We start from the raw sequence: 19,839 nt of genomic DNA, 5'->3' as shown, positions 1-19,839 counted from the left end.
TGTCAGGACAGCGCGCGGCGCAGCTTCTCCAGTCGGCCGGTGGCGCTGCCGTCGATCACGTCGTCTCCGACGCGGACGACGACGCCGCTCAGCAGCGTCGGGTCGACCTGCACGTGCACGGTGACGGCCTTGCCGTAGATCCGCTGCAGGGAAGCCGACAGCTTCTCCTTCTGCTGATCGTTCAGCTCGACTGCCGAGTTCACGTGGGCGACGATCTGGTCACGACGTGCCGCCGCCAGATCGGACAGGGCGTCGAGGGAGACGCCGATGTTGTTGGTCCGCAGCCGGGTGACCGCCTGCTCGGCCAACGCCAGGGTGACGGGCTCGGCCTTGCCGGTGAGCAGTGCCACGATCAGTTCGCGCCGCGCCGGAGCGGGCTTTCCCTGATCGGACAGTGCCTGTTCCAGCTTCGGATTGTCGGCGACGATGCGTCCGAGCCGGAACAGCTCGTCCTCCACCGCGTCCTGACGCCCACCGACAGCAGCGGACTCCAGCAGAGCCTCCTGCCCCAGCAGCACCAGGGTGTCGACCAGGTCGCGGGTGCGTGACCAGTTCTGAGCCACCGCGGTGGTCAGCACTGCCTGCGTGGCAGCGCTGACCTTGCCGCCGAAGACCCGTTCGCTGAGTTCAGCGCGCGCCGAACCCGGCACCGAGGAGTCCGCGAGCGCCACACGCAGCGAACGCTGGTCGTCCAGCACGGCGACAACGGCGAACAGTTCCGACCCCGTTGTGGCCGCAACAGTTTCGCTTCCGGTCAGGGCGACCCGAAGCGCCTCGCGAGACCGGGTACTGGCCTCACGGCTCGCTGCGTACATGCTTCTCACTTTCGCGTCGCTACCTTCCGACCCCGATGGAGTTGGTGTCGTCGAGTTCGCTGAGGAACTTGTCGATCGACGCCGCCTGCTTGGCTTCGTCCGAAACAGACTGACCGATGATCTTCTCGGCCAGGTCGACGGCCGTACGGCCGACCTCGGAACGCAGCTCCGTCAGGATCTGCTGGCGCTGGGCTTCCAGCTGGGTGTGACCGGCGGCGACGATGCGGTCGCTTTCGGCCTGGGCGTCCGTGCGCATCTGCGCCAGGATCTGTGCGCCCTGGGTGCGCGCTTCCTCGCGGATGCGTGCGGCCTCGAGCCGGGCGTCGGCGAGCTGCTGCTGGTACTGCTCCAGCGTGTGCTGCGCCTCGGCCTGGGCTGCTTCGGCCCTGGCGATACCGCCTTCGATCTTGTCCGTGCGTTCTTCGAGTGTCTTGGTCACACGCGGGATCACGTATTTCCAGAAGAGCACGCCGATGATGACGACGCAGACGATCGACCAGACGATGTCGTACGTTGCGGGGAGGAGAGGATTCACATCCTCTCCACCCTCGGCTGCGAGCGTGATGATGTCGCGCATCGGAATCAGAAGATGAAGCCGGCGACGAGGCCGATCAGCGCCAGCGCCTCGGTGAACGCGATACCGAGGAACATGGTGGTGCGGATCTGGCCGGACAGCTCGGGCTGACGCGCGATGCCTTCGATGGCCTTACCGACGACGATACCCACGCCGATGCCGGGGCCGATCGCGGCGAGACCGTAGCCGAGGGCACCGAAGCCCTTGAAGGTGCTCTCGGTGGTCGCGGCTTCCTGGGCCAGGTAAGCGAGGCTCATGAATCTTTCCCTTTCTGTTGCTCACCCGCCGGTCGGCGTGTGTAGCAGGTTTCCGGTCGTTGGTCAGTCAGGTCAGTGGTCGGCAGCGTGCTGCGACTGGCCGATGTACACGGCGGTCAGCAGCGCGAAAACGTAGGCCTGCAGGAAGATCACCAGCAGCTCGAACAGCGTGAAGCCGATGCCGGCCAGCAGCGAGAAGGGCGAGAAGACCTTCATCCACGCGGTGGCATCGAACAGGAAGTACCAGGTCGCGCTGAAGAACAGCACCAGCATGATGTGGCCGGCCAGCATGTTGGCCAGAAGACGCACGGTCAGCGTGAACGGGCGCAGGATGAAGGTCGAGATGAACTCGATCGGGATCAGCAGCACGTGCAGCGCGACCGGCACGTCGGGCACGACGATGCTGTGGCGGATGTAGGAGAAGAATCCGTACTTCCGGATGCCGACGTAGTTGTACGTGATGTACACGATCGCGGCCAGGACGATCGGCATGCCGATGCGCGCGTTGGACGAGATGTTCAACCCGGGAATCACACCGGAGAAGTTCAGGAACAGAACCGTGAAGAAAATCGTCGCGAGCAGCGGCAGGAACTTCTTGCCGGTTTCCTTACCGAGGACCTCGTCGGCGATCTGCTCCTTGACGAAAACCACACCGGCTTCCATCACGTTCTGCAGGCCGCGGGGCACGATCTTCGGCGACCGGAAAGCCAGCACGAAGACGGCCACCAGAACGGCGGTCATCAATAGGCGGACCAGCATCAGGCGATCGAGTTCGAACGGCGTCCCCGCGAACAGCACTGCTGGAGGGTAGAAGTCGGACAGCGATGGCGCGTGAAACTCGCCCGCCGCCAAAGTGATGACGCTCAGCGTTCTCTCCCGTGTTCGGGCCGCGGGTACGACGGTCATTCCCGCGGTTCGATCGGACATTGACGATCAATGGGGTCGACTCTGGTCGGCTCGAAATTCGACAGCCGCTCGTACGGTGTAACCCGTACTGCTACTGATCGGGCGTCGGCGACATCGTCGACATGCTTCAACCGGGCACATTCCACCCGGATCGGCAGTAAGCATAGCGGCACCGGGTGGGATCTCGATGATCCCCCCTGGCAACCCGAGGCATTGCCCCGAGTTCGTCGGGTTGCGCCTCTAGCTTGGGTGCTTGCTTACCAACACTTTACCAAGCTATCTACGACAGTGTGTAGCTGGGTTGGATTATTCCTGCTCGGAAGCCGTTTCGCCGTCTCCCGCGCGTGTCGTGACGTACGGAACCTTCTGGCTCACAACGCCGTACGTCTCCGCGCCCAGCACGATCAGCAGGGCTCCCACCACGGTAAAGAACAGTGCGGGCCTGCTGTAGAAGTCGAACTGGTTCAGCACCACGATGACCAACAGCGCCACCAGCATCTTGCCGACCCAGCTGACCAGCATGACCGCACCGGCCATGGTCGGCGGCAGCTTGGCGCCGATCAGGACCGCCACGACCGTGGTGAGAATGAACCCGCCACCGATCGCGGAGCCAAGCAGCGCACCCCACAGGCCGGGCATCCCGGCCACCGCGGCGGCGATCGCCACCGAGACGACCACGAGCACGCCGAGGCCGATCAGGCCGTAACGCAGGGCGGCGCGCAGGGGGGCATCGGGGCCGGGCACGGGTTCGGGTGTAAAGCTCACGCGCCGAACTTTACCTTGCGCGCCGATCTCACTGTTTGGCCGACTCGGTCCGTCTTATCGAGGGGATCGCGGTCACTACCAGCGCGAACACCAATCCGCCCGCCACCAGCAGGACAACCAGACGCCGATCCATCAGCGAGGTTCCCACCGCGCCGAAAGCCAGTACACCGACCCATAAATAGATCAGCAGGACCACGCGACGGTGCGAATGTCCGATCTGTAGCAATCGGTGATGCAGATGCATTTTGTCCGGTGTGGAAAAACTCACGCCCGCGCGTACCCGGCGCACGATCGCCAGCAACAGATCCAGCACCGGAATGAACATCACCGCGCCCACCAGCAACAGTGGGGACAACAGGCCGACAATGTCGCGCGGGCCGTAACCCTGCAGCGGAATTCGACCCGAAGCACCGGTGGAAACCGCCGCCAAGATCAAACCGATCATCATCGAACCGGTATCGCCCATGAATATTCGGGCGGGCGAGAAATTGTGTGGCAGAAATCCCAGGCACGCGCCTGCCAGTGCGGCGGCCAGCAACGCGGGCGGATAGGTGTCCACCGAGCCGCCCTGGTCGTAGAGCAAACCGATGGAGAACACGAAAACAGCGGTCGCGCAGATCAATCCCAGACCCGCGGCCAGTCCGTCCAAACCGTCCACGAAATTCATCGCATTCACCAGCGTGACGGTGATGGCGACGGTGACAAGACCGCCCTGCAGCGCGTCCAGCACCACGGTGGTGTCGTTGAACGGGTTGTAGATCACGTACCAACTCAGGCCCATCACGGCCATCACGCCGGCCGCGGTGATCTGCCCGACGAATTTGGTGAGCGCGTCCAGGCCCCACCGGTCGTCGACGATGCCGACCAGCACGATGATCGTGGCGGCCACCAGCACCGCCGGAATATCGGGGGCGTAGTCGAAACCTCTTCGCAGCGCGGGCAATTGGTGCGCGAACAGCACCGCGGCGACCACGCCGATGTACATGCCGACACCGCCCATGCGCGGCACCGGCTTCACGTGCACGTCACGCTCGCGCGGCACCGCCACCGCGCCGAACGCGATGGCCAGCACTCGCACGCCGCCGGTGGCCAGGAAGGTCACCGTGGCCGAGACCAGCAGCACGAGCAACAGCTCGCGCAGGGGAACGACTGAACTCATCAGTGGCGTGCGATCACCGCTGCGCGGCGGTGGTCAGGGCTTCGGGCGCCATGCCGAGCACCTCCGCGATATCGGCCACCGACACAGCACCTTCCCGCAACACCCGCGGCTGATCCGCGGTGAGATCCACGATCGTCGAGGCCACCGCGTGCTCGGCCGGACCACCGTCGAGATACACGCTCGCCAGCGACCCCAGCTGCTCGCGCGCTTCCGCGGCGGTGGTGGCGGGCGGCTGCCCCGAGACATTGGCACTGGAGACCGCGAGCGGTCCCACTTCACGCAACAGTTCCAGCGCCACCGGATGCAACGGCATCCGCAACATCACGGTCCCCCGGGTATCCCCGAGGTCCCAGGCCAGCGAAGGTGCCGCTTGCACAACAAGACTCAGGGCACCGGGCCAGAACGCGCGGATCAGTTCCCGCGCCTGCGGCCGCACCGAGAACACCAGTCCGTCGATGGTGTGCCACGACCCGACCAGCACCGGCACCGGCATATCGCGCCCGCGTCGCTTGGCCGCGAGCAGATCGCTCACCGCGGCGGAATCGAACGCGTCGGCGGCCAGGCCGTAGAGCGTGTCGGTAGGCATCACGACCAACCTGCCGGACTTCAGCGCGCTGGTTGCGGCGGTGACTCCGGCGGCCCGCGAATCGGCCTCGGCACAGTCGTAGACGGTACTCACGGGGCTTATCCTAGGGATGTTGACTGGCAACGACGAAGCGGGGCTTGCCTGCGAGGTCGGGGTGTTCGGTGACGTCGGTGAAACCGGCCGAACGCAACAGTGCCGCTACTCCCCCGCCGTTGGTGTCGTCGTGCTCGATCGCCGTCGCGCCGCGAGGGCGCAGCAAGCGGGCGATCGTGGGGACCATCGCGCGGATCACGTCGAGGCCGTCCGGGCCGCCGAACAGGGCTCGGTGCGGGTCGTGGTCGGCTACCTCGGGATCGAGGACGGCCGCTTCGGGGATGTAGGGCGGGTTGGAGACGACCAGGTCGACGGTGCCGTTCAGGGGGGTGAGCAGTGTTTCGTCGGTGACATCGTCGGCGTGCAGGGTGATGGGGGTGTCGCCGGCGGCGATACGGGTGTCGGCATTGCGACGGGCCCAGATGATCGCGTCGGGGTCCAGTTCCACGGCGTGGACCTGGGCGTCGGGGCGGGCGTGCGCAAGCGCGAGGGCCAGGGCGCCCGAACCGGTGCACAGGTCGACCACGATCGGCGCGTGGTCGTGCGGCAGCGTCTCGAGGTAGGCCAATGCCCACGCGAACAACAGCTCGGTTTCCGGGCGCGGGACGAACACGCCGGGGCCCACGGCCAGATCGATTTCGCCCATCGGGGCGGTTCCGGTCAAGTGCTGCAAGGGAATTCGCGCGGCGCGCTGTTCGATCAGCGCCCGGTAGCGGTCGGCGATCTCCGGTTCGACCATCGGGATCAAGGCCAACCGCATGCGCTGGGTGTCCAGCACATGGGCGGCCAGATTCTCCGCGTCGGGCATGGGCGAACCGACGCCCGCCTCGGCCAACCGCTCGGCGGCTTCGACGATCAGCGGACGCAACCGCAGACGTTCGGTCATCGAGTTGCTCCTAATGCCCGCGCGCCCGACGCGATGACGGCGTCACTGCACTGACCTCGCACACCGGGACTGGTCTGGCACGCGACCGACAACGGGCTGATCATGTCGGCTACTCCGCGGCCATGCGCGCGTCGCGATCCGCCTTGCCCAGCGCGTCCAGCAGCGGGTCGAGCTCACCGTCGAGCACCGCGTCGAGATTGTGCGACTTGAAACCGATGCGATGATCGGCGATCCGGTTCTCCGGGAAGTTGTAGGTGCGGATGCGTTCGGAACGGTCGACCGTGCGGATCTGGCTCGCGCGCCCGGCAGCGGCTTCCTGGTCGGCCTGTTCCTCGGCCAGTGCCTGCAGTCGCGCGGCCAGCACCTGCATCGCGCGCGCCTTGTTCTGCAGCTGCGAACGTTCGTTCTGGCAGGTCACCACGATGCCCGAGGGCAGGTGGGTGATGCGAACGGCAGAGTCGGTGGTGTTGACGCCCTGGCCGCCCTTGCCCGACGACCGGTAGACGTCGATGCGCAGGTCGGTTTCGTCGATCTGCACCTGCTCGACCTCGTCGGGCTCCGGGTAGATCAGCACGCCGGCGGCGGAGGTATGGATGCGGCCCTGCGATTCGGTCACCGGCACGCGCTGCACCCGGTGCACCCCGCCCTCGAACTTGAATCGCGACCACACACCGTCGCGCGCGGCGTCCTTGCTCTTGATCGACAGCGTCGCGTCCTTGTATCCGCCCAGGTCGGAATAGGTGACATCCAGCGTCTCCACCTTCCACCCGTGCCGCTCGGCGTACCGGATGTACATGCGCGCCAGATCGGCGGCGAACAACGCCGATTCCTCGCCACCTTCGCCGGACTTCACCTCGAGCACCACGTCGTCACCGTCGTGCGGGTCACGCGGGGCGAGCAGATCGGCCAGCGCCTGCTCGAGTTCGACCTGTTGCGCCTCGAGTCCGGGCACTTCGGCGGCGAAAGAAGAATCATCGGAAGCCAGCTCACGAGCGGCCTCGAGATCATCGCGGACGGCCTCGAGCTTGCGATAGGTCGACATCACGGGCGCCAACTCGGCAAACCGCTTACCAACACGCCGCGCCGCTCCGGTGTCGTTGTGCAACGACGGATCGGCGAGCTGCATCTCCAGACCCGCGTATTCGGCGAGGATGTCGTCGATGGCAGACGGCTGCGTCACGTGAAGTTCCTTATTTTGTGCGAAAAAGCGAATGACCTCGGGCAGAGAAACCACCGACGCCCGGCCTGCAGAAGCAGTACCGGGCGTCGGGGGAGGTAACTAGGAAGCGTCTTCGGTCTTCTTGGCACCGGGGCGCTTGCCGTAGCGAGCCTCGAAGCGAGCAACGCGGCCGCCGGTGTCGAGGATCTTCTGCTTGCCCGTGTAGAACGGGTGGCACTGCGAGCAGACCTCGACCGAGATCTGGCCGGACTCCTTGGTGGAGTGCGTCTGGAAGGTGTTGCCGCAACCACACACAACGGTGGTCTCGACATACGTGGGGTGGATTCCTGCCTTCATGGGCGTCCTCTCGATAATGGTCGCCGGGTCGTATCCCCAAGAAGTGGGGTACGTGAACCGGAACCGACTAGGCGGGAGTCTGCGAAACCTCGCAGACACACAGCGGTCCAGTATGCCAGATCAGGCCGCACCCACTGAGAACACCCCCCACCTCAGCTTTGTTCCCCGAAATACAGCAAGGGCCCCGCCGAAGCGGAGCCCTTGTCGTAGTTCTAGACGATCACTCGTCCAGAGCGCTCGGTGCGGTCTTGGAGACCGTCATCAAGAACTCGAGGTTGTTCTTGGACTTGCGCAGACGATCCATCAGCAGATCGATCGCCTGGTGCGAATCCAGACCCGACAGCACGCGACGCAGCTTGTGCACCACGGCCATCTCGTCGGGCGACAGCAGCAGTTCATCGTGCCGGGTGCTCGACGGGTTGATGTCCACCGCGGGGAACACGCGACGTTCGGCGATCTTGCGGTCGAGCTTGAGCTCGGCGTTGCCGGTGCCCTTGAACTCCTCGAAGATCACCGTGTCGCCGGTGGAACCGGTCTCCACCATCGCCGTGGCGATGATGGTGAGCGAGCCACCGTTCTCGATGTTGCGTGCCGCGCCCAGGAACCGCTTGGGCGGGTACAGCGCGGTCGAGTCGACACCACCGGACAGGATGCGGCCCGAGGCAGGCGACGAGTTGTTGTACGCACGACCCAATCGAGTGATCGAATCCAGCAGCACCACAACGTCTTTGCCCATTTCCACCAGACGCTTGGCGCGCTCGATGGCGAGCTCGGCGACGGAGGTGTGGTCACCCGGCGGGCGGTCGAAGGTGGAGGCGATGACCTCACCCTTCACCGAACGCTGCATATCGGTGACCTCTTCGGGACGCTCGTCGACCAGCACGACCATGAGGTAGCACTCGGGGTTGTTGATCGAGATCGCGTTGGCGATGTCCTGCATGATCGTGGTCTTACCCGCCTTGGGCGGGGACACGATCAGCGCACGCTGACCCTTACCGATCGGCATGATCAGGTCGATCACGCGCGTGGTGAGCTTGTTCTGCGCGGTTTCCAGGCGCAGGCGCTCGTTCGGGTACAGCGGGGTGAGCTTCTGGAAGTCCGGACGTCGACGCGCCGCATCCAGATCGCCACCGTTGACGGTGTCCAGTCGAACCAGCGGGTCGAATTTCTGACGCTGGTTGTTCTGCTCGCCGTCGCGCGGGGCACGCACCGCACCGGTGATCGCGTCACCGCGGCGAAGGCCGTTCTTGCGCACCAGGTTCATCGACACGTACACGTCGTTGGGGCCTGCGAGGTAGCCCGACGTCCGCACGAACGCGTAGTTGTCGAGGACATCGAGGATGCCGGCGACCGGCTGCAGGACGTCGTCCTCGCGAATGTCGTAATCGCGGGCCTCGGTCGGGCCGTTGCCCACCGGACCACCGTCGCGGTCGCGACCACGACGACGCTCACGGAACCGACGTCCCCGGCGACCGCGGCCGCCTTCCTCGTCGTCGTCACCACGGTCGTCGCGGGGTCCGCGATTGCCGCCGGCGTTGTTGCCGTTGGAGCCCTGATTCTGGTTGCGCTCGTTCTGATTACGCTCGCCACGGTTGTTGCCGCCGCGATCGTTGCCATTACGGTCGTTGCGCTCGCCACGCTCGGCACCATTGCGGTCGCCACGCTCGCGTCGACGATCGCCGGAGTCGCCACCCTCGGCCTTGTCTGCCTGCTTGGGCTCCTCGGCGCGATTGTCGGCCCGGTTGTCGCCGCCCGCGTTGCGGTTGTCGGCGGACGCGTTGCGGTTCTCGGCGGAAGCGTTGTCGCCACCACCGGAACGGCCCTGGTCACGCCCACGACGCTGCCTGCCACGACCACGCTGACCGCTCTCGCGACCGGAATCCTCACCGGCTTCGGCGGGGGCATCGGTCTTGACCTGCTCGGTCTTGGCAGGCTCGGTCTTGGCCGGCTCGGCCTTGGCCGGCTCGGCCTTGACCTGCTCGACCGGAGCCTGCGCGGCCTTGACCTCGACGGCCTCGACCGGCTTGTCAGCCTTGGCGGCCTTGGGCGCTTCGGACTTGGCGGGCGCGTCGTTCACGACAGGCGCGGCGGTCTCGGTGCGCTTGTCGCCGCGAGCGGGCGCACCGGCCTGATTTTCCTTGATAGCGGCGATGAGATCGCCCTTACGCATTCCGGAGGTGCCTCGGATACCGAGCTCCCCCGCCAGTGCGCGCAACTGCGGCAACAGCATTCCAGTCAGCCCCGATCGTGCGACGTCGGTGTGTTCGCTCATTTTCGAAATCTGTCCGGATTCACTTTCGCGGCTGCCCGAGTTCGTAGGGTTGGAATCCACCCCGGGTGTCGCGAGCAGGTCCGTTTCTGTCACGGAAGTCCTTTCCTTCCCTCGAATGCCTTGCGCTGATTCGAGGGTTCCGTTCCGTAGACCCGGCAACATATGCCGAGCTCGGATTATGCGTCCATGTTCGACGCCTGTGCCGTACTACCCGCCGCGGAAGACCGGAGGCTTCGCCACCAGAAGACAGTGGTGATGGGGAGCGATTGCCCTGATGAAGCACCGGCGTCTGATGCGCACGATGTACGGACTTGCCCAGAATAGCTGCCCATTGCGAACAACGGCAAGGCAGGCACGCCGTCAGTGCGTTTCGACCCCGTCGGCAATGCCGGGTTCGAGCACGCGCAAACCGTCCGATTCGGCTTGTTCGCGCAGGTCATCGGGGAATTCTTCGGTGGTCAACGCCAGAATTGTCGGTCCGGCGCCCGAAACGGTCGCCGCGATTCCCGCGTCACGCAACCGCGCGATCCACTTTGTGGTCAGCGGTAGCGCGGGCGCACGCTGGGTCTGGTGCAGCCGGTCCTGCGTGGCCGACATCAGCAGATCGGGGCGTTCGGTCAGCGCGACCACGGCCAGCGCCGCCCGGCTGACGTTGAACGCGGCGTCGCCGTGCGGCACCTGCTCGGGCAGCAGCCCGCGGGTGTGCGCGGTGGACGAGCGCTCCTGCGGGATCAGCACCACCGGACGCAACGCGGGCGACGGCGTCAGCCGCACGGCCCGGTAGTCACGCCCCGACACCGCATCGGTTTCGGTCCACGACACCACGATTGCGCCGAGCACGCTGGCCGCGGCATTGTCGGGATGGCCTTCGAATTCCGAGGCCAGCTGCACCAGACGGTCACCGTCCAGGCGCAGCGCGGGATCGAACTTCGCGGCAAGCCCGGCACCGGCGGCCAGACCACCGACCACCGCCGACGCACTGGAACCCAGACCCCGCGAGTGCGGAATCACGTTGCGGCACACCACGTCCAGGCCGTCGGCCCACACACCCAGCGATTCCAGTCCACGCTCGATCGCGCGGACCACCAGATGGGTAGGGCCCCATGGCACGTCGTCGGCGCCTTCACCCTCGACCCGGATGTTCAGACCCGATTCGGTTGTGCGCACCACGATTTCGTCGTAGATGCCCAATGCCATTCCCAGACAATCGAATCCGGGTCCGAGGTTGGCAGTGGAGGCGGGAACACGCACGGTCACTTCGAGACCGGCGGGCAGTGTCGCTGTCATCAGGGTGGGTTCAGGGCTCAACTCAGGCCAGCTCGAGTTCGCGGGCGATAGCGACCGGGTCCACGGCCACGGGCTTGACCTCGGGCATTCCGGCCAGGGCGTTGTCGGGGTCCTTGAGACCGTTGCCGGTCACGGTGCAGACCACGGTCAGGCCCGAATCCAGCCAGCCTTCCTTGCGCGCGGCCAGCAAACCGGCAACGCTCGCGGCCGAGGCGGGCTCCACGAAGACACCCTCGCGCGCGGCGACGAGGCGGTAGGCGGCCAGGATCTCGTCGTCGGTGGCCGCGCGGAACGCACCACCGGACTGCTCCTTGGCTTCCATCGCACCGTTCCACGACGCCGGGGCGCCGATCCGGATGGCGGTGGCGATGGTCTCGGGGTCCTTCACCGGAGCACCGTGGACCAGCGGCGCGGCACCGGCAGCCTGCACGCCGAGCATGCGCGGCAGCACCTTGGTGATGCCGTCGGCGTGGTACTCGCGGTATCCGCGCCAGTACGCGGTGATGTTGCCCGCGTTGCCGACCGGCAGCACGTGCACATCGGGGGCCTTGCCCAGCACGTCGCAGATCTCGAACGAGGCGGTCTTCTGCCCTTCGATGCGCGCCGGGTTCACCGAGTTCACCAGGCCGACCTGCGGGAATTCCGCGGTGACCTTGCGAGCCAGCTCGAGGCAGTCGTCGAAGTTGCCCTCGACCTGGATGATCTTGGCGCCGAGCATCACGGCCTGGGCCAGCTTGCCCATCGCGATCTTGCCCTGCGGGATCAGCACCGCGCATTCCATGCCGGCACGCGTGGCGTACGCCGCGGCCGAGGCCGAGGTGTTGCCGGTCGACGCGCACAGCACGGCCTTCTGACCGCGGTACTTGGCGTCGGTCATGGCCATGGTCATGCCGCGGTCCTTGAACGAACCGGTCGGGTTGGCGCCCTCGACCTTGAGGTACACCTCGCACCCGGTGAGCTCGGACAGGTACGGCGCGGGCACCAGCGGGGTGCCGCCCTCGAACAGGGTCACCGGCTCCCAGTCGGCCGCACCGGCCAGGCGGTCGCGGTAGGCAGCGATCAGACCGGGCCAGCGCGAGTGCACGCCGGTCTGGGGGGCGATGCCGGTGGAGCTCATTCTTCGGTGCCTTCCAGTCTTAGAACGCTGGTCACAGCGGTCACGGATTCCATGTCCGCCAGTACTGCGACAGTATCTGCCAGCGACGATTCCACCGCATGGTGGGTGACGACCACCAGGCGCGCGCCGTCGCCGTGGCCCTGCTGACGCACCGTGGAGATGCTCACCCCGTGCTGCGCGAAGGTGTCGGCGACCGCGGCGAGTACGCCCGGACGGTCCTCTACCTGCAGGTTCACGTGGTAGCGGGTGGGGGTGTCGCCGATCGGCGCGATCGGCAGTTCAGCATAAACCGATTCGCCGGGCGCACGCCCACCGTAGAACTTGTTGCGCGCGGCCATCACCAGGTCGCCGAGCACGGCCGACGCGGTGGGGGCGCCACCGGCACCCTGCCCGTAGAACATCAGGCGACCGGCGTTGTCGGCTTCCACGACCACCGCGTTGAACGCGCCGTTGACCGAGGCGAGGGGGTGCTTGCGCGGGATGAGCGCCGGGTACACGCGCACGGAGACGCGATCCTTGCCGCCCTGCGCCGAAGTCGGCTCGCCCGGACCTGCGGAAACGCGCTCGCAGATGGCCAGCAGCTTGACCGTGCAGCCCACCGCGGAGGCGGTTTCGAGGTCTTCGGCGGTGATCGCGGTGATGCCCTCGCGGTACACATCCGCCGCGGTCACCCGCGTGTGGAACGCCAGCGAGGCCAGGATCGCGGCCTTGGCGGCGGCGTCGTAACCCTCGACGTCGGCGGTGGGATCGGCTTCGGCGTAGCCCAGCGCGGTGGCCTCGGCGAGCACGTCGTCGTAGGCGGCGCCGGTCTCGTCCATGGCCGACAGGATGAAGTTGGTGGTGCCGTTGACGATGCCGACGACCTTGTTCACCCGGTCACCCGACAGCGACTGGATCAGCGGCCGGACCACCGGGATCGCACCGGCGACGGCGGCTTCGAAGTACAGGTCGGCGCGGCTGCCCTCGGCGGCGGCGGCCAGTTCACCGGTGTAGTCGGCCAGCAGCGCCTTGTTGGCGGTGACCACGGACTTGCCCGCGGCCAGTGCGTCGCCGATCAGCTTGCGCGCGGGGTCGATGCCGCCCATGACCTCGACCACCAGGTCGACATCGTCGCGGGCCAGCAACGCCTCGGCGTCGGTGGTCAGCAATTCGGCGGGCACGCCGCGGTCCTTGCTGATGTCGCGCACGGCCACACCGCGCAGTACGAGCGGCGCACCGACTCGTGAGGCCAGGTCGTCGGCGTGATCGCGCAGTACGCGAACCACCTCGGTACCGACAGTGCCCATCCCGAGTACGGCTACACCCAGCGGGCGTCCCGCGTCTTTGGTGCCGTTCATTGTTCCACCTCCAGGCTGAGCAGGTCCGCCACCGTTTCCCGGCGCAGAATCAGTCGCGACGCACCGTCACGCACCGCGACCACGGCGGGTCGGGTGAGCAGGTTGTAGCGACTGGACATCGAATAGCAGTAGGCGCCGGTCGCCGCGACGGCGACCAGATCCCCGGGTGCCGCGTCGGCGGGCATCCACGTATCGCGAATGACGATATCGCCACTCTCGCAATGCTTTCCGACCACGCGAGCGACGACCGCGTGGGCGTCCGACGAGCGCGAGACCAGACGGCAATCGTAGTCGGCCTGGTACAGCGCGGGGCGGATATTGTCGCTCATCCCGCCGTCCACGCTGACGTAGCGACGGCGCGCGCCACCGTCGAGTTCGACATCCTTGATGGTGCCGACCTCGTACAGGGTGACCGTGCCGGGGCCCGCGATGGCGCGACCCGGCTCCACGGCGATGGTCGGTTCCGGCAGCCCGGCGCGGGCGGCTTCGGCGGCGACCAGGGCGCGCAGGTTGGTGGCGAACTCGCCCAGCGGGGGCGGGCTGTCGCTGGGCAGGTACGAAATGCCAAGGCCGCCACCGAGATCCAGCGTCGAGATCTGGGCGGTGCGGTCGATGCCGAACTTGTCGATGGCCTCGCGCAGCAGGCCGAGCATGCGGCGGGCGGCGATTTCGAAGCCGTCGAGTTCGAAGATCTGCGAGCCGATGTGGCTGTGCAGGCCGACCAGGCGCAGGTTGTCGGCCTCGAATACTCGCGCGAGCGCTTGCATGGCGTCGCCACCGGCGATCGAGAAACCGAACTTCTGGTCCTCGTGGGCGGTGGAGATGTACTCGTGGGTGTGGGCTTCGACGCCGACGGTCACGCGGACCAGCACGTCCTGCACCACGCCCGCGGCACCGGCGACCGCTTCCAGGCGGTCGATCTCGTACAGCGAGTCCACCACCACGTGCCCGACACCGGCCGCGACGGCGGCTTCGAGCTCGATCACGGACTTGTTGTTGCCGTGCAAGGCAATTCGCTCAGCGGGGAAACCGGCGTTCAACGCAACGGCCAGCTCGCCACCCGAACACACGTCGAGCGACAGTCCCTCGTCGCGGATCCAGCGCGCGATCTCGCCGCACAGGAACGCCTTGGACGCGTAGTGCACGCGAGCGTTGGGTCCGAAGGCCTGCACCATGTCGCGGCAGCGCGACCGGAAGTCGTCTTCGTCGATGACGAACAGCGGCGTGCCGTACTGCTGCGCGAGCTCGGTGACGGGCACGCCGGCCAGCCGAACTACCCCGTCGTCACCGCGAGAAGCGTTGCGCGGCCACACATTCGGGGGCAGGTCGATCATTTCCCGCGGGTCGGTGGGGCGCTGCGCGAGACTGGGCGCGTGGGCGATTTCTGCGTGCCGGGGACCGGCCGGGTGTGCACCACTCATCGTTGTGCGTCCTTCCTGAAAAGCTTGCCGGTGTTCACATGCGCTCCGGTGCGGTCACGCCGAGCAGGGCCAGGCCGTTGGCCAGCACCTGCCGGGTCGCCTTGACCAGTTCGAGGCGGGCGGCGTTGAGCGGGGTGACCGTGTCGTCGCCCTTGGGCAGCACACGCATGTCGTCGTCGGACTGGAACGGGTGGTAGACACCGGCCAGTTCTTCGAGGTAGCGGGCGATGCGGTGCGGTTCGCGGGTGTCCGCGGCGGTGGCGACCACGCGCGGGAAATCACCGAGCGTGCGAATCAGATCGCCTTCGCGCGCGGACGTCATCAACGCGAAATCCGGTGCGATGGAAGCGAATTCGGCGAACTTCGCGGCATTGCCGATGATGTTGTTGGTGCGGGCGTGCGCGTACTGGACGTAGTAGACCGGGTTCTCGCTGCTGGCCTTGGTCCACAGATCCAGGTCGATGTCGATGCTCGAGTTCACCGAGGACCGCACCAGCGCGTACCGGGCGGCGTCGACGCCGATCTGCTCGACCAGGTCGTTGAGCGTGACCACGGTGCCCGCGCGCTTGCTCATCTTCACCGCGACGCCGTCCTTGACCAGATTCACCATCTGGCCGATCAGCACCTCGACGGTGTCGGGGTTGTCACCGAACGCCGCCGCTGCCGCCTTCAACCGGCCGATGTAGCCGTGGTGATCCGCGCCCAGCATGTAGATGGCCAGGTCGAAGCCGCGCCCACGCTTGTTCTGGAAGTAGGCGATGTCACCGGCGATGTAGGCGGCGTTGCCGTCGCTCTTGAGGACCACCCGGTCCTTGTCGTCGCCGTACTCGGTGGACGCGATCCACCAAGCGCCGTCCTTCTCGTACAGGTTTCCCGAGTTCTTGAGTTCTTCGACCGCACGCTCGACCGCACCGGAGGCGAACAGTTCGCTCTCGTTGAAGTACACGTCGAAGTCGGTGCCGAACTCGTGCAGGTCCGCGCGGATCTGCGCGAACATCTGCTGCACGCCCTCGCTACGGAACAGTTCGTGCCGTTCGTCGGCGGACAGGGTGAGCACCTCGGGATGCGCGGCGACGATGCCCGCGCTGATCTCGGAGATGTACTCACCGGCGTACCCGTCCTCGGGGGTCGGCTCGCCCAGCGCGGCCGCCACCAGCGACTTCGCGAAACGGTCGATCTGCGCGCCGTGGTCGTTGAAGTAGTACTCGCGGGTCACGTCGGCGCCCTGCGCGGCCAGGATGCGACCCAGCGCGTCACCGACCGCGGCCCAGCGGGTGCCACCCAGGTGCACCGGACCGGTCGGGTTCGCCGAGACGAACTCGAGGTTGATCTTGGTGTCGGCCAGCGCGGCACCGGTGCCGTAGACATCGCCCGCGGCCAGGATCTGGCTCACGATCGCGCCCTGCGCCGAAGCCGCCAGTCGGATGTTCAAGAAACCGGGACCGGCGATCTCCGCCACATCGATTCCCTCGCTGGCAGACAGCGCCTCGGCCAGCCAACCGGCCAGCTCGCGAGGATTGGTTCCCACCCGCTTGGCCACCTGCATGGCCACATTCGTGGCATAGTCGCCGTGTTCGGGGTTGCGCGGACGCTCTACTGTGACCTGCTCGGGCAGGACCGACGAGTCCAGTCCGCGTTCGACAAGCACCTTCGCCGCGGTGGTACGAAGGAGATCTGCAAGGTCAGCTGGAGTCACGAGTCTCTATCCTATTGGCTGGGCCCCTTGCAACCACTACCGCCCGCCACGAACCCACCGATCCACACGTCGAAAGAGCACAAGCAGCGATGCCGAGCAGGACTAGCGCAACATCAGCCAAGGCCGTCAAGGCCGCGGGGAAGTCGTCTCCGTCCCGCAAACCCGGTAAGGGCAACCTTCCGGGCAAGAAGCGGGAAACCCCATGGGCCCTTCTCGGCGCGGGCGTTGCCATCGTCGCGCTGGTCGGCCTGCTGGCCTACAGCCTGGTGCCCAAGTACATGGACCAGGCCGCGATCAGGGAAGCCCAGACCGACCTGAAGGAATGGGTGCCCTCCAAGGACAACCAGGACCCGTCGTCGAAGATCGACGGTGTGGTCAAGGCCGAGTACCCGGCCGGCCTGCACGTGACCCCGCAGCAGCGCGTGGCCTACGACAAGTCCCCCGCCTTCGGTGGTCCGCACGACGGTGCGTGGGCCAACTGCACGGGCACCGTGTACGCCAAGCCGATCCGCATGGAGAACGCGGTGCACTCGCTCGAGCACGGCGCGGTCTGGGTCGCCTACAACCCGGACAAGGTCGACGCGGCCGGTGTCGAGACGCTGTCGAACTTCGTCAAGGGCCGTCAGTACTCGCTGATGTCGCCGTACCCGGGTCTGGACTCGGCGATCTCGCTGCAGTCGTGGGGCCACCAGCTCAAGCTGGAATCCGCCGACGACCCGCGGATCAAGCAGTTCATCTCCGCGCTGCGCGAGAACCCGTACGCCTACCCCGAGGTCGGCGCGAGCTGCTCGAACCCGATCTTCGACGCGAACAACCCGCCGCCGTTCGACTCCTCGCCCTACGGTCCCGAAGCGGTCCCGATGGACGGTAAGGGCCTGACCCAGGACCCGACCGAACTCGGCGGCGGCGGCACCGGCTCCGGCATCCCCGGCCTGCCGAACATCCCGGTTCCGGGCGGCCTGCCCTCGGGCCAGTAGTGAGCACCCTCGAACCCGACGACACCACCACCGAGCCGGGCGCGCGTCGCCCGGCCGGTGCGGTGCTCGTGCTCGGCGCGATCGGCCTGCTGCTGTTGGGCGCGGTCGCGGGAGTGCTGTTGCGGATGCCGCTGGAAAAGGCGTCCGAGCCCGCACCCAGCGCCGTCGACATCGGTTTCGCGCAGGACATGTCCGCGCATCACGCCCAGGCCGTCGACATGGCGGGCGTGGCGCTGATCGCCTCCACCGACAACGACGTGCGCCGCCTGGCCTACGACATCCTGACCACCCAGCAGAACCAGATCGGCCGCATGCAGGCCTGGTTGCAGCTGTGGGGCGAGTCCAACCAGAACGTCGACGGTTACATGGGCTGGATGGCCGACGACCACGGCAGCGCCGGCCACCACGGCTCCGGCAGTCCCGCGATGTCCGGCCCGATGCAGCAGATGCCCGGCATGGCCAGCCAGGAGGAGATGACCGCCCTGCGCCAGTCCACCGGCCCCGCCCTGGACACGATGTTCCTGCAGCTGATGCTGCGCCACCACCAGGGCGGCACCCCCATGCTCGACTACGCCGCCGAACACGCCGACACCACCGCCGTGCGCACCCTGGCCGCGACGATGTCCAAAACCCAGTCCAGCGAATCCCAGTTGATGACCACCATGCTGGCCACCCGAGGCGCCACCCCTCTCCCCCTGAGCTGACCACCCCACCACCGTTTTTGGCACACCGCCCCCCATGCGATACGCTGTCGACGCCCGATCGCCTCACCGCGACCGGCCACTATCCCGCCCTCGTAGCTCAGGGGATAGAGCGTCTGCCTCCGGAGCAGAAGGCCGCAGGTTCGATTCCTGCCGAGGGCACACACGAGGCCCCGACCAACTGGTCGGGGCCTTCGTCGTTTCCTCAGTCGTCGCCGACGCGAGGTTTTCACATCCACAGACAAACGCGACCGGCCGATGCGCACTGATCCACTAGACCCATTCCGAGGGGCGCAGTATCATCGGACCCATCACGTGAGTGATGCCGAGCGGGTAGGACGCCGTTGCATCGACGCCCTACCCTGGTGGGATCAGCTAGCCAGCCATACTCGGCGGACCAACAGGAGCGCCCCGGCGATCACGGCAGCACAGGTCAAGATGATGCCGTAATCGACCGGGGCCTTGCTCTTTCCCCGGCGATGTTTCGCCATACCCACCACCTCCTTTCTCGGCGCGATACGGACCGGACCAACTTCGTCCGCACCGCCCCTGAGCTGGAGGTGATCCCAGCGTACTTCAGGCAAACCCACCCGGAACCTTTTGCACCCCAAACACTTCCGGCACCCGACCTTGTTCTCGACGGGCGAACGAATCTTCCAGCTCCCGCGACCGAACGCGTGGTCGGCACTGCAGCAGGCTCGTCGGAAGTGCTGAACGCCCTCAGTCGTCGGGCAGCTCGACTGTCCACCCGGAACCGCTGACCGAAGGTTCACCCGATACCGTCCACTCCGAGTCCTGCGCTTGGCCGTCCATGGAGTCAGCCACGAAGTCCCTCGCTGTCATGGGAGTCGGACCATCGACCACAGGCTCTTCGAGGTCTACGAGCTCCTGGTCCTCATCGCTCAACGACATGGCCGTCATTTCGCCGTTCGGATCATCAGCTGATGTCATGGCGGCGAGCGTAGTCCTGACGGATACGAAGCGACGGCGACCGGCGTTCCCGCCAAGCTCTCCGGCTGCCGTTCTCGTAGCTCAGACGAGGGTGATGCAGAAGGGGTGTCCGGCGGGGTCGAGGAGGACGCGGGCTTTGGTGCCGGCGGGCTGGTGTTCGGGTTTGGTTGCTCCCAGGTTCAGCAGCATGGTCTCGGCGGGATCGAGGTCTTCTACCTTGAAGTCGAGGTGGATCTGTTGGGGCACAGTTTGTTCGGGCCATTGCGGCGCGCGGTAGTTCTCTACTCGCTGGAATCCGAGGAATAGTCCGTCGGCACGGTTCAGGCCGGCGAAGTCGGCGCCGGACTCGGGGTGCGGTTCGAAACCGGTTGCCAGGTGGTAGAACTCGGCCAGCTTCTGAGGGTCGGCGCAATCGAGGGTTATTGCGACGAGGTCCAGGCGTGGGGGCATTTTCAACTCCTCGGACGGCCCCAGATTTCGCTGGGGCGAAGCAGCACGTTACGGTACGCCGAAAGCTTCGTGT

General features: G+C 66.6%; 20 protein-coding genes and 1 tRNA gene. 3 read left to right on the top strand and 18 right to left on the bottom strand.

Annotation, left to right across the window (positions count from 1 at the left end; translation table 11 throughout):
* Positions 1 to 2: 2 nt before the first annotated feature.
* From ACFWU5_RS17525 to argS, 16 genes are all read right to left on the bottom strand, one after another.
* On the bottom strand, positions 3 to 815 hold the full coding sequence (locus ACFWU5_RS17525; RefSeq protein ID WP_379267928.1) for a F0F1 ATP synthase subunit delta: 813 nt from the start codon (positions 813 to 815) through the stop codon (positions 3 to 5).
* 19 nt (positions 816 to 834) lie between these two features.
* Positions 835 to 1,392 (bottom strand): F0F1 ATP synthase subunit B, encoded by a 558-nt coding sequence (locus ACFWU5_RS17520; protein ID WP_379267927.1) that lies wholly within the window; start codon positions 1,390 to 1,392, stop codon positions 835 to 837.
* Between the two features lie 5 nt (positions 1,393 to 1,397).
* The gene (locus ACFWU5_RS17515) at positions 1,398 to 1,646 is read right to left on the bottom strand and encodes an ATP synthase F0 subunit C (protein WP_379246562.1); all 249 of its coding nucleotides are present in this window, start codon (positions 1,644 to 1,646) and stop codon (positions 1,398 to 1,400) included.
* Positions 1,647 to 1,718: 72 nt separating this feature from the next.
* Entirely contained in the window at positions 1,719 to 2,573 is an 855-nt protein-coding gene (gene atpB / locus ACFWU5_RS17510) for a F0F1 ATP synthase subunit A (protein WP_379246560.1), read from the bottom strand.
* A 285-nt stretch (positions 2,574 to 2,858) separates the two neighbouring features.
* Complete coding sequence (locus ACFWU5_RS17505) at positions 2,859 to 3,317, bottom strand: hypothetical protein (protein WP_379246558.1); 459 nt, start codon at positions 3,315 to 3,317, stop codon at positions 2,859 to 2,861.
* Positions 3,318 to 3,345: 28 nt separating this feature from the next.
* Positions 3,346 to 4,476, bottom strand: coding sequence for an MraY family glycosyltransferase (locus tag ACFWU5_RS17500; RefSeq protein WP_379246556.1), 1,131 nt, complete (start codon positions 4,474 to 4,476; stop codon positions 3,346 to 3,348).
* 13 nt (positions 4,477 to 4,489) lie between these two features.
* Positions 4,490 to 5,155 carry an L-threonylcarbamoyladenylate synthase gene (locus ACFWU5_RS17495; protein ID WP_379246554.1) on the bottom strand — a complete coding sequence of 222 codons (666 nt, stop codon included), beginning with the start codon at positions 5,153 to 5,155 and terminating at the stop codon, positions 4,490 to 4,492.
* Positions 5,156 to 5,165: 10 nt separating this feature from the next.
* Positions 5,166 to 6,041 (bottom strand): peptide chain release factor N(5)-glutamine methyltransferase, encoded by an 876-nt coding sequence (gene prmC, locus ACFWU5_RS17490; RefSeq protein ID WP_379267926.1) that lies wholly within the window; start codon positions 6,039 to 6,041, stop codon positions 5,166 to 5,168.
* A gap of 109 nt (positions 6,042 to 6,150) precedes the next feature.
* Positions 6,151 to 7,221 carry a peptide chain release factor 1 gene (prfA, locus tag ACFWU5_RS17485; protein ID WP_379246550.1) on the bottom strand — a complete coding sequence of 357 codons (1,071 nt, stop codon included), beginning with the start codon at positions 7,219 to 7,221 and terminating at the stop codon, positions 6,151 to 6,153.
* Between the two features lie 99 nt (positions 7,222 to 7,320).
* On the bottom strand, positions 7,321 to 7,557 hold the full coding sequence (rpmE, locus tag ACFWU5_RS17480; protein ID WP_379246548.1) for a 50S ribosomal protein L31: 237 nt from the start codon (positions 7,555 to 7,557) through the stop codon (positions 7,321 to 7,323).
* A gap of 220 nt (positions 7,558 to 7,777) precedes the next feature.
* Complete coding sequence (gene rho / locus ACFWU5_RS17475) at positions 7,778 to 9,829, bottom strand: transcription termination factor Rho (RefSeq protein ID WP_379246546.1); 2,052 nt, start codon at positions 9,827 to 9,829, stop codon at positions 7,778 to 7,780.
* Positions 9,830 to 10,189: 360 nt separating this feature from the next.
* Entirely contained in the window at positions 10,190 to 11,116 is a 927-nt protein-coding gene (thrB, locus tag ACFWU5_RS17470; protein WP_379246544.1) for a homoserine kinase, read from the bottom strand.
* A 22-nt stretch (positions 11,117 to 11,138) separates the two neighbouring features.
* Complete coding sequence (gene thrC / locus ACFWU5_RS17465; RefSeq protein WP_379267925.1) at positions 11,139 to 12,233, bottom strand: threonine synthase; 1,095 nt, start codon at positions 12,231 to 12,233, stop codon at positions 11,139 to 11,141.
* Positions 12,230 to 13,570, bottom strand: coding sequence for a homoserine dehydrogenase (locus tag ACFWU5_RS17460; protein ID WP_379267924.1), 1,341 nt, complete (start codon positions 13,568 to 13,570; stop codon positions 12,230 to 12,232). The genes thrC and ACFWU5_RS17460 overlap by 4 nt, the downstream gene beginning before the upstream one ends.
* A complete protein-coding gene (lysA, locus tag ACFWU5_RS17455) occupies positions 13,567 to 14,991 on the bottom strand; it encodes a diaminopimelate decarboxylase (protein ID WP_379267923.1) in 1,425 nt (474 codons plus the stop codon). Before lysA ends, ACFWU5_RS17460 begins: the two co-directional genes overlap by 4 nt.
* A gap of 34 nt (positions 14,992 to 15,025) precedes the next feature.
* Positions 15,026 to 16,687 carry an arginine--tRNA ligase gene (argS, locus tag ACFWU5_RS17450; protein ID WP_379267922.1) on the bottom strand — a complete coding sequence of 554 codons (1,662 nt, stop codon included), beginning with the start codon at positions 16,685 to 16,687 and terminating at the stop codon, positions 15,026 to 15,028.
* A gap of 89 nt (positions 16,688 to 16,776) precedes the next feature.
* On the opposite strand from argS, the gene ACFWU5_RS17445 reads away from it, so the two are divergent.
* The 3 genes from ACFWU5_RS17445 to ACFWU5_RS17435 all read left to right on the top strand — a co-directional run bounded on the left by ACFWU5_RS17445 (position 16,777) and on the right by ACFWU5_RS17435 (position 18,527).
* Positions 16,777 to 17,664, top strand: coding sequence for a DUF3105 domain-containing protein (locus ACFWU5_RS17445; protein WP_379267921.1), 888 nt, complete (start codon positions 16,777 to 16,779; stop codon positions 17,662 to 17,664).
* Entirely contained in the window at positions 17,664 to 18,368 is a 705-nt protein-coding gene (locus ACFWU5_RS17440) for a DUF305 domain-containing protein (protein WP_379267920.1), read from the top strand. Before ACFWU5_RS17445 ends, ACFWU5_RS17440 begins: the two co-directional genes overlap by 1 nt.
* An 86-nt stretch (positions 18,369 to 18,454) precedes the next feature.
* A tRNA-Arg gene (locus ACFWU5_RS17435) sits at positions 18,455 to 18,527 on the top strand.
* Between the two features lie 558 nt (positions 18,528 to 19,085).
* Here the strand turns inward: ACFWU5_RS17435 and ACFWU5_RS17430 are convergent.
* Positions 19,086 to 19,316, bottom strand: a complete 231-nt coding sequence (locus tag ACFWU5_RS17430) for a hypothetical protein (RefSeq protein WP_379246530.1) — start codon at positions 19,314 to 19,316, stop codon at positions 19,086 to 19,088.
* Between the two features lie 81 nt (positions 19,317 to 19,397).
* Positions 19,398 to 19,766: a VOC family protein gene (locus ACFWU5_RS17425; RefSeq protein ID WP_379246528.1), complete on the bottom strand. Its 369-nt coding sequence runs from the start codon at positions 19,764 to 19,766 to the stop codon at positions 19,398 to 19,400.
* Positions 19,767 to 19,839 lie beyond the last annotated feature (73 nt).

This window comes from Nocardia sp. NPDC058640 (genome assembly GCF_042716995.1).
Classification (GTDB): domain Bacteria; phylum Actinomycetota; class Actinomycetes; order Mycobacteriales; family Mycobacteriaceae; genus Nocardia.
This window is presented reverse-complemented; position numbering and strand designations above follow the sequence as displayed.

What these genes read in the sequence shown, in the direction of transcription:
- ACFWU5_RS17525 (WP_379267928.1), bottom strand. Translation starts at nt 815, where the DNA reads ATGTACGCAGCGAGCCGTGAGGCCAGTACCCGGTCTCGCGAGGCGCTT.
- ACFWU5_RS17520 (WP_379267927.1), bottom strand. Translation starts at nt 1,392, where the DNA reads ATGCGCGACATCATCACGCTCGCAGCCGAGGGTGGAGAGGATGTGAAT.
- ACFWU5_RS17515 (WP_379246562.1), bottom strand. Translation starts at nt 1,646, where the DNA reads ATGAGCCTCGCTTACCTGGCCCAGGAAGCCGCGACCACCGAGAGCACC.
- atpB (WP_379246560.1), bottom strand. Translation starts at nt 2,573, where the DNA reads ATGTCCGATCGAACCGCGGGAATGACCGTCGTACCCGCGGCCCGAACA.
- ACFWU5_RS17500 (WP_379246556.1), bottom strand. Translation starts at nt 4,476, where the DNA reads ATGAGTTCAGTCGTTCCCCTGCGCGAGCTGTTGCTCGTGCTGCTGGTC.
- prmC (WP_379267926.1), bottom strand. Translation starts at nt 6,041, where the DNA reads ATGACCGAACGTCTGCGGTTGCGTCCGCTGATCGTCGAAGCCGCCGAG.
- rpmE (WP_379246548.1), bottom strand. Translation starts at nt 7,557, where the DNA reads ATGAAGGCAGGAATCCACCCCACGTATGTCGAGACCACCGTTGTGTGT.
- rho (WP_379246546.1), bottom strand. Translation starts at nt 9,829, where the DNA reads ATGAGCGAACACACCGACGTCGCACGATCGGGGCTGACTGGAATGCTG.
- thrB (WP_379246544.1), bottom strand. Translation starts at nt 11,116, where the DNA reads ATGACAGCGACACTGCCCGCCGGTCTCGAAGTGACCGTGCGTGTTCCC.
- thrC (WP_379267925.1), bottom strand. Translation starts at nt 12,233, where the DNA reads ATGAGCTCCACCGGCATCGCCCCCCAGACCGGCGTGCACTCGCGCTGG.
- ACFWU5_RS17460 (WP_379267924.1), bottom strand. Translation starts at nt 13,570, where the DNA reads ATGAACGGCACCAAAGACGCGGGACGCCCGCTGGGTGTAGCCGTACTC.
- lysA (WP_379267923.1), bottom strand. Translation starts at nt 14,991, where the DNA reads ATGAGTGGTGCACACCCGGCCGGTCCCCGGCACGCAGAAATCGCCCAC.
- ACFWU5_RS17445 (WP_379267921.1), top strand. Translation starts at nt 16,777, where the DNA reads ATGCCGAGCAGGACTAGCGCAACATCAGCCAAGGCCGTCAAGGCCGCG.
- ACFWU5_RS17430 (WP_379246530.1), bottom strand. Translation starts at nt 19,316, where the DNA reads ATGACATCAGCTGATGATCCGAACGGCGAAATGACGGCCATGTCGTTG.
- ACFWU5_RS17425 (WP_379246528.1), bottom strand. Translation starts at nt 19,766, where the DNA reads ATGCCCCCACGCCTGGACCTCGTCGCAATAACCCTCGATTGCGCCGAC.